This window comes from Mesorhizobium sp. B263B2A, from assembly GCF_020165775.1.
GTDB classification, from domain to species: domain Bacteria; phylum Pseudomonadota; class Alphaproteobacteria; order Rhizobiales; family Rhizobiaceae; genus Mesorhizobium; species Mesorhizobium opportunistum.
In genome coordinates this window covers 1-13,463 of sequence record NZ_JAIUIU010000032.1, presented here as the reverse complement: position 1 = coordinate 13,463, position 13,463 = coordinate 1, and the positions used below count along the sequence as shown (strand labels likewise).

At 63.6% G+C, this 13,463-nt stretch carries 15 protein-coding genes; 11 read left to right on the top strand and 4 right to left on the bottom strand.

Features of this window, described 5'->3' with window-relative positions; all coding sequences use genetic code 11:
* The first annotated feature begins 161 nt into the window (after window positions 1-161).
* The 3 genes from LB568_RS29860 to LB568_RS29850 are packed head-to-tail and all read left to right on the top strand — an operon-like array spanning window position 162 to window position 2,922.
* Window positions 162-848, top strand: a complete 687-nt coding sequence (locus LB568_RS29860) for an ABC transporter permease (RefSeq protein ID WP_224732023.1) — start codon at window positions 162-164, stop codon at window positions 846-848.
* Window positions 845-1,573, top strand: coding sequence for an ABC transporter ATP-binding protein (locus LB568_RS29855; RefSeq protein ID WP_224732022.1), 729 nt, complete (start codon window positions 845-847; stop codon window positions 1,571-1,573). The genes LB568_RS29860 and LB568_RS29855 overlap by 4 nt, the downstream gene beginning before the upstream one ends.
* Before the next feature lie 11 nt (window positions 1,574-1,584).
* Window positions 1,585-2,922: an LLM class flavin-dependent oxidoreductase gene (locus LB568_RS29850; protein WP_013891660.1), complete on the top strand. Its 1,338-nt coding sequence runs from the start codon at window positions 1,585-1,587 to the stop codon at window positions 2,920-2,922.
* Window positions 2,923-2,949: 27 nt separating this feature from the next.
* Here the strand turns inward: LB568_RS29850 and LB568_RS29845 are convergent, their stop codons facing one another.
* From LB568_RS29845 to LB568_RS29830, 4 genes are all read right to left on the bottom strand, one after another.
* Window positions 2,950-3,708, bottom strand: a complete 759-nt coding sequence (locus tag LB568_RS29845; RefSeq protein ID WP_013891661.1) for a M48 family metallopeptidase — start codon at window positions 3,706-3,708, stop codon at window positions 2,950-2,952.
* 99 nt (window positions 3,709-3,807) lie between these two features.
* Window positions 3,808-4,290, bottom strand: a complete 483-nt coding sequence (locus tag LB568_RS29840; RefSeq protein ID WP_013891662.1) for a DUF2852 domain-containing protein — start codon at window positions 4,288-4,290, stop codon at window positions 3,808-3,810.
* A gap of 117 nt (window positions 4,291-4,407) precedes the next feature.
* A complete protein-coding gene (locus LB568_RS29835) occupies window positions 4,408-5,550 on the bottom strand; it encodes a benzoate/H(+) symporter BenE family transporter (protein WP_023765625.1) in 1,143 nt (380 codons plus the stop codon).
* A 5-nt stretch (window positions 5,551-5,555) separates the two neighbouring features.
* Entirely contained in the window at window positions 5,556-6,323 is a 768-nt protein-coding gene (locus LB568_RS29830; RefSeq protein ID WP_224732021.1) for an alpha/beta hydrolase, read from the bottom strand.
* 219 nt (window positions 6,324-6,542) lie between these two features.
* Between LB568_RS29830 and infC the strand changes: the two genes are divergently transcribed.
* The 8 genes from infC (at window position 6,543) to LB568_RS29790 (ending at window position 13,454) form a co-directional block, all read left to right on the top strand.
* Window positions 6,543-7,079, top strand: coding sequence for a translation initiation factor IF-3 (gene infC, locus LB568_RS29825; RefSeq protein ID WP_010912915.1), 537 nt, complete (start codon window positions 6,543-6,545; stop codon window positions 7,077-7,079).
* Window positions 7,080-7,236: 157 nt separating this feature from the next.
* A complete protein-coding gene (locus LB568_RS29820; RefSeq protein WP_013891665.1) occupies window positions 7,237-7,863 on the top strand; it encodes a methyltransferase family protein in 627 nt (208 codons plus the stop codon).
* A gap of 182 nt (window positions 7,864-8,045) precedes the next feature.
* Window positions 8,046-8,249 (top strand): 50S ribosomal protein L35, encoded by a 204-nt coding sequence (gene rpmI, locus LB568_RS29815; protein WP_006201248.1) that lies wholly within the window; start codon window positions 8,046-8,048, stop codon window positions 8,247-8,249.
* Between the two features lie 92 nt (window positions 8,250-8,341).
* Window positions 8,342-8,743 (top strand): 50S ribosomal protein L20, encoded by a 402-nt coding sequence (gene rplT, locus LB568_RS29810; protein ID WP_006201247.1) that lies wholly within the window; start codon window positions 8,342-8,344, stop codon window positions 8,741-8,743.
* A gap of 147 nt (window positions 8,744-8,890) precedes the next feature.
* Window positions 8,891-9,988, top strand: coding sequence for a phenylalanine--tRNA ligase subunit alpha (gene pheS, locus LB568_RS29805; RefSeq protein WP_140574025.1), 1,098 nt, complete (start codon window positions 8,891-8,893; stop codon window positions 9,986-9,988).
* Window positions 9,985-10,407 carry a GFA family protein gene (locus tag LB568_RS29800; RefSeq protein ID WP_224732020.1) on the top strand — a complete coding sequence of 141 codons (423 nt, stop codon included), beginning with the start codon at window positions 9,985-9,987 and terminating at the stop codon, window positions 10,405-10,407. The genes pheS and LB568_RS29800 overlap by 4 nt, the downstream gene beginning before the upstream one ends.
* On the top strand, window positions 10,404-12,812 hold the full coding sequence (gene pheT, locus LB568_RS29795) for a phenylalanine--tRNA ligase subunit beta (RefSeq protein WP_224732019.1): 2,409 nt from the start codon (window positions 10,404-10,406) through the stop codon (window positions 12,810-12,812). Before LB568_RS29800 ends, pheT begins: the two co-directional genes overlap by 4 nt.
* Before the next feature lie 39 nt (window positions 12,813-12,851).
* A complete protein-coding gene (locus LB568_RS29790; RefSeq protein WP_013891669.1) occupies window positions 12,852-13,454 on the top strand; it encodes a nucleotidyltransferase family protein in 603 nt (200 codons plus the stop codon).
* Window positions 13,455-13,463 lie beyond the last annotated feature (9 nt).

The following is a 13,463-nucleotide window of genomic DNA, read 5'->3' as shown; positions in this document are numbered from 1 at the left end:
CGGACCGTCCCTTTCCAACACATGTTCGCAAGGCGTCGGCAGGCGGCGGCCGCGAAGCCAGAACCTCGGGAAGCATACGCCTCGCGCCGTCTCGGCTTCCTCCGGGTGCGAGATTGCTTGGTCCCGCTCTCGTGGTCCTGGTTTGGGAGGCCGCGTCCCGCATGGGCATTCTTTCCCCCTATACGCTGACAGCACCGTCCACGGCCGTCGTGACGGGTTACGAACTGTTGGCGGACGGCAGCTTGCTGCCGCATCTGCTGGCCTCGGCCGGTCGTGCCTATGCAGGGCTTTTCCTCGGCGTCACGGTCGGCGTCATCCTGGCGCTTCTTTCCGGCCTGACCCGGAGCGGCGAGGCGCTTATCGACGGGGTTGTGCAGATAAAACGCGCCGTCCCGACGCTGGCACTGATCCCTCTCGTCATCATCTGGCTGGGGATCGGCGAGGCCATGAAGATATTCCTGATCTTCACGGCCGTTCTCGTGCCTGTCTACATCAACACCCATGCGGCCATCAGAGGCATCGACATCGGCCATGTCGAACTGGCGCGAACCCTTGGCCTGACGCGCTCCGAATTCATACGCAAGGTCGCACTTCCCGGCGCTCTGCCCGGCCTATTCGTGTCGTTGCGTCTTGCCGTCACGATCTGCTGGACGACGCTGGTCGTTCTTGAGCTGATCAACACCCAGACCGGCATCGGTTACCTGATGAACCGCGCCCGCGACTGGGGCCAGACCGACGTGATCGTGGTCGGGATATTCATCTACGCAATTCTTGGCCTCGTCTCCGACGCCCTGGTTCGGCTGATCGAAGCGCGGACGCTCGCCTACCGGAGGGCTCTGGGAACATGAACGTTCACACTGCCTCGTTCGGGCCGGTGTTGTTGCGCAACTTGTCCAGAGGTTTCGGACAAAAGACGATCCTGAACGACATAACGCTCGAAATACCAAGGGGCCAGTTCGTTGCGCTACTCGGCGAATCCGGCTCCGGAAAAACGACCCTTTTGCGTGCGCTTGCCGGTCTCGACGACGATGCCGTGACGCAAGGCGACTTCCGCACGCCCCGAAACACTTCCGTTCTGTTTCAGGATGCAAGGCTTCTGCCCTGGATGAACGTCATCGACAACCTGACGCTCGGCCTGAGAAGATCCAATGCAAGGGCCGCGGCATCCGCCATGCTGGATTCCGTGGGGCTCGGCGACAAGGCGGATGTCTGGCCGGCCACGCTGTCCGGCGGCCAGAAGCAGCGGGCGGCGCTGGCCCGTTCCCTGCTTCGCCAGCCGGAACTGCTGCTCGCCGACGAGCCGTTCGGCGCGCTCGATGCCCTGACCCGCATGCGCATGCATGGCCTGTTGTTCCGTCTGGTCGAACAACACAAGCCGACGGTCGTCCTCGTTACGCATGACGTCGACGAAGCCCTGCTCCTGTCCGATCGGATCCTTGTTCTGAAAGACGGCCGGATCGCCGAAGACCATCAAGTCGCCCTGCCGCACCCGCGAAGCCCAGGCGACCAGACGTTTGTCGACCTTCGGCAGACCCTGCTGCGCAGTCTCGGCGTTGAAACCAATCTAATGTGAGGGAAAGCTCCATGGCGCGTAAAATGCATTTCAACCTCTTCCTCATGCCGCGCGGACATCATGAGGGCGCCTGGCGTCATCCGGATTCAACGCGACGCGCCCTTACCGACCTGGAGCTCTATGTCGAGGCCGCCCGGATCGCAGAAGCCGCGAAATTCGACGCCGTATTCCTCGCGGACGTTCTTGTCGCGCCCAACAATGGTGGCCTGGTGGCGACGGGCGCTCTTGAGCCTATCACGCTGCTTTCAGCCCTGGCGGCCCGCACCAGCCAGATCGGCCTCATCGGCACGGCATCCACCACCTACAGCCTGCCTTTCACGCATGCGCGCCAGTTCGCTTCCCTCGACCATCTGTCCGGGGGACGCGCAGGCTGGAACATCGTCACCTCCTGGGCGCCCCAGGCGGGCGCCAACTACGGCCTGGAGCAGGATGTCGCCCATGGCGACCGCTACGCGCTTGCGGACGAATTCGTGGAGGCGGTCGATGCCCTGTGGCGTAGCTTTCCCGCAGAGGCCATCGTGGATGACCGGGACGCCGGGCAGTATCTCGATCCCAGGCTGATACAGCCGGCAAACTATCGGGGCAGCCATTTCCGCACGCACGGACCGCTCAACGTGCCAAGCAGCCCGCAAGGGCGACCGGTATATGTGCAGGCGGGACAATCGGAAACCGGGCGGGCCTTTGCGGCGCGATGGGCGGAGGCCATTTTCACGGCGCACCTTGCCAAGGAAACCGCGCAATCGTTCTACGCGGACGTGAAGGGTCGAGCCGCCGCTTTCGGCCGTCGCCCGCAGGATATCGTGGTTCTGCCCGGCATAAGCGCTGCAATCGGATCGACGACCCACGAGGCGAAACAGGTCTGGGAAGAACTCGACGCGCTGACAAGCCCGCAAATCGGGCTGGTCCGCCTTTCGGCGCGGTTCGGCGGCCATGATTTCTCCGGTATTCCGCTTGACCGGCCGCTGACCCGCGGGGATTTTCCCGACCCTTCCCAGGTGGAGGCGTCCAGAAGCCGGGCGACCGGGTACATCGACGTCGCGCTCAAGGAGGGGCTGACCCTCCGCCAATTGCTGCAGAAGCTGGCTGGGGCGCGTGGACATTTCACGGCGACGGGAACGCCCGAGCAAGTCGCCGACATCGTTGCGGACTGGTTCCACTCCGGCGCGGCCGACGGCTTCAACGTCATGCCGCCGATCGTGCATAAGCAATTCGAGCTGTTCGCGACGGAGGTGGTGCCGATCCTGCGCAAACGTGGACTGTTCCGCGAGGATTACGAAGGAACGACCCTTCGCTCACATTTCGGCCTGGACCCTATCCGGCAGGACATACCGCTCGCGCATTCGGCGTGATTGGCGAGGTCCGCGTAGCCGAGCAGCCTACTCGAACATGATCGCCTGCAGGGCCCCGCCATTGCGCTTCAGCCAATCCTTGCAACGGTCGGTGTCGGGGCAGAGTTTCTCGCACAATTTCCAGAATTTCGGACCGTGGTTCATCTCCTTGAGATGCGCCACCTCATGGGCGACGAGATAGTTTATCACAGGCTGCGGTGCCATCATGATGCGCCACGAGAAGGACAGGTTGCCCTCCGAGGTGCATGACCCCCAGCGGCTGGAGGTGTCCTTGTAGCGGATCGCCTTGGCGCGCTTGCCGAGCGCCCCGGTGTGCTTGACCACCAGCTTCTCGATCTCCTTCTTGGCCTCGCGCTTCAAGAAATCGGCGATGCGGCGCGGCAGGTGGATCCGGTCGCCATGCACGATCAGCAGCGGGCCGCGCTCGTCGCGCGACACCGTGACGGTGCCGCGCTTCGACGGCTCATGGACGATGCGGTGCGGCACGCCGCGTATCGGGATCCTGATGCCGGGCCGCACCTGCGGCCGGGTCGGCACCTTGGCCAGCCGCTGCTCCAGCCAGTCCTGATGGCGCTCGAGGAACCTGTCCACCTCGCCTCGGCGCAGGCCCGGCGGGACGGTGATGCGCAGGCCCTGGCCGCCGGAATCGATGCGCAGCGTCAGGCGCCGCGCCCTGGCGCTCTCGACGATCTTGAGCGGCAGCGTGCGGCCGGCGACACAATATTCCCGCTCCACGGCGGGCGTGGGCTTGGGCTTCGTCAGATTGCGAAAGAATCCGATGGTCATGGCGGGACGATACGCGATTCGAGAAAAACGAATAGAACAAAAAAGAAACGGCGCCGCTCACGCGACGCCGTCATCATACCTTGGCCCTGTCGCTAGGCTTCAGTCGTCGAGCAGGTTCGAACCTTTGCCACGCTTGGTGGTGGTCGTTCCGGTGCTCGGATCGGTCTTCGTCGGGGCAGTCGACTTGTTGCGGTTCGCCATGAAGCGATCGAACTCGTCCTGGTCCTTGGCGCGGCGCAATTCGCGGGCATACTCGTCGAACTGCGTCAGCATCTCGTCGAGCTTGCGGCGCTCTTCGTTCAAGCGCTCAAGTTCCTTTTCGCGCCAGTCGTCGAAAGCGACGTTGCCGGTGCGGGCGGAGCCGTGACCCCAGCGCGCGGCCTTGTCGGAACCACGGCGGCAGCCGGCGAAGATGCCGTCGGTCGCGCGGTTGACGTCACGCTTGAAGCCGTCGAGCCGGTCGCCCCAGATGATGTAGGCGAGCATGGCGAAGCCGAGCGGCCAGAACACCATGAAGCCGATCACCATCAAGGCGATGGTTGCCGGCGTCCAGGCCGGGCGGATCAATGCAGATGTGTTCATTTTCTCCCATTCCTTCGGTTGGAGACAGCCAGGACCGGCTGTGTGGAATCGAAATGGGAAGGCAAAAACGGCGATTCAAGACAATGTCCGCCAAAACCGGACAAAGGCCTGAAATGATTATCGCTTTTTGAGCGTATCGAGGAAAAGCACGACCAGGCCGGCAATCAGCCCCCAGAATGCGGCGCCGACGCCGAACAGCGTAAGCCCCGAGGCGGTGACGACAAAAGTGACCGTGGCGGCCATGCGCTGCCCTTCGTCCTTCAACGCTATGGCCAACGCGTTGGCGAGCGATGCCATCAGGGCGAGCCCTGCCACCAGCACGATCAGGCTCTGCGGCAGGACGGCGAAGATCGCCACCAGCGAGGCGCCGAAAATCGCGAAGATGAGATAGGCGAGCGCATAGAACGGCCCGGTCTTCCAGCGCTCGGCCGGATCAGGATGGACGTCCGGCCCGGTGCAGATCGCCGCCGAGATCGCCGCCAGATTGGTGGTCGAGCCGCCAAACGGCGCCGACAGCAGCGAGAAGAGACCGGTGACGCCAATCAGCGGGCCGGGCTCCGGGTGGTAGCCGGCGGCGCGCAGCACGGCGAGGCCCGACAGGTTCTGCGAGGCCATGGTGACGAGATAGAGCGGCAGCGCCAGGCCGATCATCGCCTTGGCGGTGAAATCGGGCGCGATCAGCGTCAGCGTCGACAGTTCCGGTGTCGGCAGGCCGCCGACACGGCCGGTCAAGAAGGCGGCGAGACCGCCCCCGATCAGCACCGCCAGCACCGACAGCGCCGGGTTGAACAGGCGGATGATGAAGAAGGCCGCGATCAGCGGCAGGATCAGCCAGGGGTCGACGGGAACGGTCTTGACCGCGTTGAGAGCGAAGGTGACGACGATGCCGGCCAGCATGCCGGAAGCAACCGAGGGCGGTATCCTGGAGATCAGCTGCGTCAACGGCTTGAACAGGCCGGTGGCGATCAACAGGATGGCGGTGACGATGAAGGCGGCGACGGCCTCGCCGATCGAAAAACCGCTCGACGCCGCCATCAGCGCCAGGCCCGGCGTCGACCAGGCGGTGATGACGGGCATTTTCGTGCGCCAGGACAGCCACAGGCTCTCGATGGCCATGGCAAGGCAAATGGTCGTCACCCAGCTCGCCGTCTGGATTTGCGTCGCGCCGACCGCGTGGGCGGCGGCAATGACGATGGCCAGTGTGCCGCCAAAGCCGACAATGGCCGCGACAAAGGCTGAGATCGGGATGGAAAGGCGCATGCTCATCAGCCCCGCTTGGCCATGTCACCGACCGACCGCACCAGCATGTCGAGATCCTGCGGCCGCGACAGGCGGTGGTCGCCGTCAGGAATGAGCGACAATGTGACATCGTCGGCCGGCAGCAGGCTGACCAGCTTCAGCGCGTGGCTCGACGGCACGTCCGCATCGGCCAGGCCCTGCAGGATGTGAACCGGGCAATGGGTGTCGATCGGGCCGGTCATCACACGGTTGTGACGCCCGTCCTCGATCAAGGCGCGCGTGTAGATGTAGGGCTCGGCGGAATAGTCGGACGACTCGGCGAAGAACCCCTTTTTTGCGAGGTCGCGTTTCTGCGCCTTGGTCAGCACCGGTTCGACCAATTCGGCGGTAAAATCCGGCGCCGGCGCCAGCAGCACCAGGCCGACGACGCTTACGTCGCCCGCCTTGCGCAATTCCTGCACCATGCGCAGCGCGATCCAGGCGCCCATCGAGGAGCCGACCAGGATCTGATTGCCCCTTGTGAAATGGCGGAACACGGCAAGGCTCTGCGACAGCCATGTCGAAATCGTGCCGTCGGCAAAGGCGCCGCCGGATTCGCCATGGCCCGAATAGTCATGGCGCAGGAAAGCCCGGCCTTCGGTCGCGGCCCAGTCCGACAGCGTCTCAGCCTTGGTGCCCAGCATGTCCGACTTGTAGCCGCCGAGCCAGACAATGCCCGGCGTGGAACCCGTCGAATGGCGCACCGCGATGCGCGATCCATCGACATCCAGAAAGATTGGCGGCGTGGCGGTCATGACTTATTCCTCGGCCCTTTTTCGGCGCGGGGTTCTTGTGACACAGCCACAGGCGTGGCGAAAAGTGCTCACGATGCTCTTTGTTTGGTGCAGGCCCGCGATCAGGGTGATTTTCTGTCAATGCTGTGCTATTGACTCCGCCCGCGCGCTCACCACATTGACGCGTCCACACATCAGACCGACAAAACCCGGAACGAAACGGCCAAGGAGACCACGACCATTCGCAGACCTTTCAAAGCAGCGGCGCCGACCAAGGATGGGCCGCGCTCCAACCGTGATATCCGGGTTCCCCGGGTCCAGCTTATCGACGCAGAAGGCCAGAACCGCGGTGATGTTTCCATCAACGACGCATTGCTGCTCGCCGAAGAGGCTGGGCTCGATCTCGTCGAAATATCGCCCAACGCGGTTCCTCCCGTCGTAAAAATCCTCGACCTCGGCAAGTTGAAATACGCCAACCAGAAGAAGGCGGCCGAGGCGCGCAAGAATCAGAAGGTCATCGAGATCAAGGAGATCAAGATGCGCCCGAACATCGACAGCCACGACTACGAGACCAAGATGAAGGCGGTTCGCCGCTTTTTCGAGGAAGGCGACAAGGTCAAGCTGACGCTGCGCTTCCGTGGCCGCGAGATGGCGCATATGGAGCTCGGCATGCAGCTTCTGAACAAGGTGCGCGAAGAAGTGGCTACCATCGCCAAGGTCGAGGCCGAGCCGAAGCTCGAAGGCCGCCAGATGATGATGGTGCTGGCGCCGCGCTAAGGCGTGCGGAACATCTGAGATCACGATAAAGTCAGGCGTGGCCAGCGCTCCAAATCCGCCTGAATTGTCTTGCAGAGCGTCCCGGCGATCGGCGGGACGCCTGTTTCTCGGCTAAAGCCGCGATCGCCGGCTAAGCTCCTCGACGATCGGACACCCCTTGGACAACGAACTCAAATACGGGCTGGGCAATTACCAGCAGATGCGCCGGCTCGTGCTTGCCGTGCTCGTGGTGGTGCTGTTTCTGGCACTGCTGTTTGGTCAGTCGACCTTCCCACCCGACACGCCGGTGCATGAGACGATCGAGATGTTCGGCGTGCTGCTGATCTTCCTCGGCATCGTCGGCCGCCTCTGGGCGACGCTCTATATAGGCGGGCGCAAATCGTCCGAAGTAGTGACGGGCGGACCCTACTCGATCACCCGCAACCCGCTCTATGTGTTCTCGACACTGGCCGCGGCCGGCGTCGGCGCGCAGATCGGTTCGTTCTCCGGCATCATCCTGTTCGCGCTGTTGTGCGCGGGTGCGTTCCATATCGTTATCCTGCGCGAGGAGAAATTCCTCAAGGAAGCGCTCGGCGCACCCTATGCCGCCTATCTGGCGCGGGTGCCGCGCTTCTTCCCGAACCTTTCCCTCTACCAGGAAGGCGATACCGGAAGCTTCAAGCCGCGCCTGCTGTTGACCACGCTGCTCGATGGCCTGGTGTTCCTCGTTGCGCTGCCGGCCTTCGAACTGATCGACGGCGCCCAGCAGTCGGGCATGCTGCCGGTGTGGTTCACGCTGCCCTGACCGAGACCGCAAAGGCGCAGCGCGGTGGGTGTTGCACACAGGCCCGCTTTGACGTATAGCACCGCCGTTCAAGAAAACCGCCCGGCAGGGCATGCCGTGGCGGTTTCATTTGCTTTTCGGGCTTTGGTCGGCCCGAAGCGAACAAGAAGCGCGATAGTGCGCCAACGAGACGGAGTAGCAAAATGCCCAAGATGAAGACCAAGTCGGCCGCCAAGAAGCGGTTCAAGATCACAGGTACGGGTAAAGTCCTGTCGGCTGCGGCCGGCAAGCGTCACGGCATGATCAAGCGTTCCAACAAGTTCATTCGAAATGCCCGCGGCACGATGGTTCTGGCTGAACCGGATGGCAAGAAGGTCATCAAGAATTTTCTGCCGAACGGCCTCTAAGGCGTTCGGTCTGGACAGCGTTTGTTTTACGCAATTCCGAACGGAAAACCGCAACACACTTTTCCTGGAATTGCTTTTAAGGAGATCATGACATGGCACGCGTAAAGAGAGGCGTCACCTCGCACGCCAAGCACAAGAAGGTCCTGAAAGCCGCCAAAGGCTTCTACGGCCGCCGCAAGAACACCATCCGCATCGCCAAGCAGGCGGTGGAAAAGTCGCTGCAGTACGCTTACCGCGACCGCAAGAACCGCAAGCGCTCGTTCCGCGCACTGTGGATCCAGCGCATCAACGCCGCGACGCACGAGCACGGCCTGACCTATGGCCGCTTCATCGACGGCCTCAACAAGGCCGGCATCGAGATCGATCGCAAGATCCTGTCCGACATGGCCATTCATGAGCCGCAGGCTTTCGCCGCGCTGGTCGCCAAGGCCAAGGTCGCGCTCGAATATCTGAAGAACACCACGCCGAACGCTTTTGAAAGCGCTGTCGCCTAAGACCAGCGCTTCCCAAGCATTCGCAATTCTGATTTGGGGAACCCGCGCTGGCTCGGCCGGCGCGGGTTCTTTTTTGACCCTGATGTAACCAAAATGGTGACAACGAAACCAAAATGGTGTCGGTCGCCCGATCAAGAGAGTTTCGCCGTGAACGCCACCGCTGGAAATCTTGAAGCCCTGGAAGATTCGCTTCTGTCCGACATCGCATCGGCCGCCGATGAGCCGGCGATCGAAGCCGTGCGCATCGCGGCCTTCGGTAAGAAGGGCACCGTGTCCGAGATGCTGAAAACGCTGGGCGCCATGACCCCCGAGGAGCGCCAGGTCAAAGGCCCTGCTATCAATGGCCTCAAGAACCGTGTCACCGAGGCGCTGACCGCCCGCAAGGCCGAGTTGAAGGACGTGGCGATCGCCGCGCGGTTGGCCGCCGAAAAAGTCGACGTGACGCTGCCGGTGCGGCAATCGCCGGCCGAGCGCGGCCGCATCCATCCGATCAGCCAGGTCATCGACGAGATCGCGGCGATCTTCGGTGACCTCGGCTTCGCGATCGCCGAAGGGCCGGATATCGAGACCGACTATTACAATTTCACCGCGCTGAATTTCCCGGAAGGCCACCCGGCGCGCGAGATGCACGACACTTTCTTCTTCCAGCCGGACGAGAAGGGCGAGCGCAAGCTTTTGCGCACGCACACCTCCCCGGTGCAGATCCGCACCATGGAGAAGCAGAAGCCGCCGATCCGCATCGTCATTCCGGGCAAGACCTACCGCCAGGATTCCGACGCCACCCACTCGCCGATGTTCCATCAGGTCGAAGGACTGGTGATCGACAAGTCGGCCAATGTCGCCAACATGAAGTGGGTGCTGGAGGAGTTCTGCAAGGCCTTCTTCGAGGTGCCCTCGGTCAAGATGCGCTTCCGGCCGTCCTTCTTCCCGTTCACCGAGCCAAGCCTCGAGGTCGACATCCAGTGCGACCGCTCGCGGCCAGGCGAAGTGCGCTTCGGCGAAGGCTCCGACTGGATGGAGATCCTCGGCTGCGGCATGGTGCACCCCAACGTGCTGCGTGCCGGCGGGCTTGATCCCGACGAATACCAGGGCTTTGCCTGGGGCATGGGCATCGACCGCATCGCCATGCTGAAATACGGCATGCCGGACCTGCGCGCCTTCTTCGATGCCGATGTCCGCTGGCTGTCGCATTACGGCTTCCGGCCGCTCGACATGCCGACCCTGTTCGGGGGCCTGAGCGCGTGACAGCCGCCCACACCGGCGGCTGCCGCTGCGGTGCCGTGCGGTTCGAGGTCTCCGTCGAACCGCATCACGTCAGCTATTGCCACTGCGGCGATTGCCGACGGGCCAGCGGCGCGCCCGTATCGGCCTTTGTCGGCTTCCCGGTCGACAAGGTGGCGTTTACGGGCAAGGCGTTGAAGATGTACGAGAACGGACCGGTGACGCGTTCGTTCTGCGGCATCTGCGGCTCGCCGATCGCCTATGTCGATGACCGGCTCGAAGACGACATCTACTTCGTGCTCGGCGCCATGGACAGGCCGGCCGATTTCCAGCCGACGCAGCATGCCTATGTGAGCGAGCAGCTTCCTTTCCTGCATATGTCCGACGACTTGCCGAGACATTTGAAAACAAGCGTCAAAAGACCAGACGGAACAATCCAATGAAATTCACCCTCTCCTGGCTCAAGGACCATCTCGAGACCGACGCCTCGCTCGCCGAAATCGTCGAGCGGCTGACCTCGATCGGCCTCGAAGTCGAGCATGTCGACGACAAATCGAGCCTGAAACCCTTCGTTATCGCCAAAGTGCTGACGGCGGTGCAGCATCCCGATGCCGACCGGCTGCGCGTGCTGACGGTCGACACTGGCGACGGCAAGCCGCCGGTGCAAGTGGTGTGTGGAGCGCCGAACGCCCGCGCGGGCCTGATCGGCGCCTTTGCCGCGCCCGGCACCTATGTGCCCGGCATCGACGTGACGCTGACGGTCGGCAAGATCAGGGGTGTCGAAAGCCATGGCATGATGTGCTCCGAGCGCGAACTGGAGCTTTCCGACGAGCATAATGGCATCATCGACCTGCCCGAGGATGCGCCGGTCGGCACCAGCTTCGCGACCTATGCGCATCTCGACGATCCGGTCATCGAGATCAATCTGACGCCGAACCGGCCTGATGCGACCAGCGTCTACGGCATCGCCAGGGACCTGGCGGCGAGCGGACTTGGCCGCCTCGTCGGTGGCGCGATCATGCCCCATGCCGGCAGCGGCATGTGCCCCGTCAAGGTGAAGATCGTGGCGCCGGAGCTCTGTCCCGGCTTCGCGCTCAGGCTGGTCAAGGGCGTGAAGAACGGCCCGTCGCCGAAATGGCTGCAGCAGCGGCTGATCGCCATTGGCCTTCGGCCGATCAGCGCGCTGGTCGACATCACCAATTACGTCACCTTCGATCGTGGCCGGCCGCTGCATGTGTTCGATGCCAGGAAGGTCGCCGGCAACCTCGTCGTGCGCCGCGCGCGCAATGGCGAGAAGGTGCTGGCGCTCGACGGCCGCGAATACACGCTGACGCCGGAGATGTGCGTCATCGCTGACGACGATGGCGTCGAGTCGATCGCCGGCATCATGGGCGGCGAGCATTCCGGCTGCGACGAGAACACCACCGACGTGCTGGTCGAATCCGCGCTTTGGGACCCGATCACCACCGCCCGCACCGGCCGCACGCTCGGCATCATCACCGATGCGCGCTACCGCTTCGAACGCGGCGTCGATCCCGAATTCATGGTGCCAGGCGTGGAACTGGCGACGAAACTGGTGCTCGATTTCTGCGGCGGCACGCCGACGGAGATCGAAGTGGCCGGCTATGGCGGCCACCAGCCCAAGATGGTCTCCTTCCCGCTGTCGGACATTAGGCGCCTGACCGGGATCGAGGTGCCGAGAGCGGAAAGCCTGGACATTCTCTCGCGCCTCGGTTTCACGGCGGACGGATCGGGCGATGTCGTCAACGTCACGGTGCCCTCGTGGCGCCCCGATGTCGACGGCAAGGCCGACCTGGTCGAGGAGGTGATGCGCATCCACGGCGTCGACAACATCGCGCCGCAGCCGCTCGGCGCGCATGACGCGGTCAATGCAAAGATCCTCACCACGCTGCAGGTGCGCACCCGCACGGCCAAGCGCGCATTGGCAGTGCGCGGCATGATGGAGGCCGTCACATGGTCGTTCATCCCGGCCAGGCATGCCGAATTGTTCGGCGGCGGCCAGACAGCGCTCAAGCTCGCCAACCCGATCGCCGCCGACATGTCCGACATGCGGCCCTCGCTGCTTCCGGGGCTGATCGCCGCTGCCCAGCGCAATGCCGACAAGGGCATCGGCGACGTGGCACTGTTCGAAGTCTCGGGCACCTATGAGGGCGACGGCGCCGACCAGCAGCGCCGCGTCGCCGCCGGCGTGCGCCGCGGCACCGCCAAGCTCGACGGCTCAGGCCGCAACTGGGCCGGCAATTCCGGCGCGGTTGGCGTGTTCGACGCCAAGGCCGATGCGATCGCGGCGCTCGAAGCCTGCGGCGCGCCGGTCGACCGGCTGCAGATCGAGCCCGGCGGTCCGGCCTGGTACCATCCCGGCCGCTCCGGCACGATCAAGCTCGGGCCGAAAACGGTGCTGGGCACCTTCGGCGAGTTCCACCCGAAGACGCTGGAAGGGCTCGACGTCTCCGGACCGCTGTGCGGCTTCGAAGTGTTCGTCGACGCCGTGCCCGAGCCGAAGGCCAAGCCGACGAAGACCAAGCCGAAGCTGGAGCTTTCCGCCTTCCAGGCGGTGAAGCGCGACTTCGCCTTCGTCGTCGATAGATCCGTCGAGGCCGGCACGCTGGTGCGCGCCGCCCTTGCCGCCGACAAGAAGCTGATCACTGGTGTCTCGGTCTTCGACATCTTCGAGGGTGCATCGCTCGGCGCCGACAAGAAATCGATCGCCATCGAAGTGTCGATCCAGCCGGTCGAAAAGACGCTGACCGACGAGGATTTCGAGGCGCTCGCCAAACGCATCGTCGAGAATGTCGGCAAGCAGACCGGTGGTGTTCTGCGCGGCTAGAACTTGCGGAGCGATGGCGAATCGCCCTCAAAAAGGGCGATGGACCATCTGCGCTATTCCGGGCTGCCGTTCGAAGCACAACGAGCGGTGTTTCTCGATATCGTCTCGGCGGACCCGCTGGTCCAGGACGCGCTGGTGCGGGCGCACTCGCTCGACCTGCCGGACTGGCTGGTGGTTTCCGGTGCGCTCTACAACAGCGTCTGGAACCATCTGACCGGCAAGCCTTCGAGCTACGGCATCAAGGATGTCGACTTGTTCTATTTCGATGATGCGGATTTATCCTACGAAGCCGAGGACGCCATCATTCGCCGGGCGGCACAGCATTTCGAAGGGCTGGCATTGCCGGTCGAGGTGCGCAACCAGGCGCGGGTGCATCTGTGGTACCCGCAGAAGTTCGGACAGCCCTGCCCGCGCTATACGAGTTCCAGCGACTCGGTTGGGCATTTTGCCTCGAAGACCCATGCGGTCGGGGTGCGATACGGGGGTGACGGGCAATTGGAGTTGGTGGCGCCGTTCGGGGTCGACGATATCTTTTCGTTTCGCATCACACCGAACCGGGTGATGGACAACCAGCGCACGCATGATGCGAAGGGGGCGCGGGCGAGGGAATGTTGGCCGGAGATTGCGGTGGTGCCTTGGTGACAGGCAGGG

What these genes read in the sequence shown, in the direction of transcription:
- LB568_RS29840 (WP_013891662.1), bottom strand. Translation starts at nt 4,290, where the DNA reads ATGAACACATCTGCATTGATCCGCCCGGCCTGGACGCCGGCAACCATC.
- rpmI (WP_006201248.1), top strand. Translation starts at nt 8,046, where the DNA reads ATGCCCAAGATGAAGACCAAGTCGGCCGCCAAGAAGCGGTTCAAGATC.
- LB568_RS29790 (WP_013891669.1), top strand. Translation starts at nt 12,852, where the DNA reads ATGGACCATCTGCGCTATTCCGGGCTGCCGTTCGAAGCACAACGAGCG.
- rplT (WP_006201247.1), top strand. Translation starts at nt 8,342, where the DNA reads ATGGCACGCGTAAAGAGAGGCGTCACCTCGCACGCCAAGCACAAGAAG.
- LB568_RS29850 (WP_013891660.1), top strand. Translation starts at nt 1,585, where the DNA reads ATGGCGCGTAAAATGCATTTCAACCTCTTCCTCATGCCGCGCGGACAT.
- LB568_RS29860 (WP_224732023.1), top strand. Translation starts at nt 162, where the DNA reads ATGGGCATTCTTTCCCCCTATACGCTGACAGCACCGTCCACGGCCGTC.
- pheT (WP_224732019.1), top strand. Translation starts at nt 10,404, where the DNA reads ATGAAATTCACCCTCTCCTGGCTCAAGGACCATCTCGAGACCGACGCC.
- LB568_RS29855 (WP_224732022.1), top strand. Translation starts at nt 845, where the DNA reads ATGAACGTTCACACTGCCTCGTTCGGGCCGGTGTTGTTGCGCAACTTG.
- LB568_RS29835 (WP_023765625.1), bottom strand. Translation starts at nt 5,550, where the DNA reads ATGCGCCTTTCCATCCCGATCTCAGCCTTTGTCGCGGCCATTGTCGGC.
- LB568_RS29845 (WP_013891661.1), bottom strand. Translation starts at nt 3,708, where the DNA reads ATGACCATCGGATTCTTTCGCAATCTGACGAAGCCCAAGCCCACGCCC.
- LB568_RS29830 (WP_224732021.1), bottom strand. Translation starts at nt 6,323, where the DNA reads ATGACCGCCACGCCGCCAATCTTTCTGGATGTCGATGGATCGCGCATC.